Origin of the sequence: Vibrio sp. 1562, assembly GCF_033340155.1 — a bacterium.
Classification (GTDB): domain Bacteria; phylum Pseudomonadota; class Gammaproteobacteria; order Enterobacterales; family Vibrionaceae; genus Vibrio; species Vibrio alginolyticus.
The window spans coordinates 1-510 of record NZ_JAWOVY010000803.1 but is presented as its reverse complement, the minus strand read 5'-3'; the positions used below and the strand labels follow the sequence as shown (position 1 = coordinate 510).

Here is a 510-nt window from a genome sequence, read left to right as displayed (position 1 = left end):
TTGTCGCTCTTGTGCACGCTCTTCCGCTTCTAAAGACTCATTGTGTAAGCCTGCCGCAATTCCTCCACAAAAATGCCAAGACAAGCCGTTAAACGAGCAACAAGCATGCGGTCTGTTAGCTGAAGCGCTGCCTGCGCAATCCATTTCCGTCACGCCAAAACACAGCGCAGAAAAGGCGGCGATCGTGAAACGTGTGGTCGAGCGAGTGAAAGAGAAGAAACAAGCTGCGAAAGTGGTGACACCAGTGTCGATGGCGGCTCCTGCACTGTTTGATTTGGCCGATAAAAAAGCGCTTAAGAAAGCGAAAAAAGCACTGAAAAAACACTACAAACAGCAGAAAAAGCTGCTAAAAGTGGCAAAAAAGCAGCAGAAGTTGCTCAAGCGTCAACGCAAACTGGAAGCCCGCAATGCGAAGTTGGAAGTGTTGTTACCAACGCCGCCTAATGCGTTGATGGGCGCAAGCTCGCAAGCCAAAGTGCATTAATTGAATTAAAAAAAACGCTCTCCAAC

At 48.4% G+C, this 510-nt stretch carries 1 protein-coding gene; it reads left to right on the top strand.

The annotated features are described in order from the left end of the window. On the top strand, window positions 1-484 hold a 484-nt coding region (locus R7Z49_RS27760; RefSeq protein ID WP_318112875.1), incomplete at its 5' end, for a hypothetical protein. Window positions 485-510 lie beyond the last annotated feature (26 nt).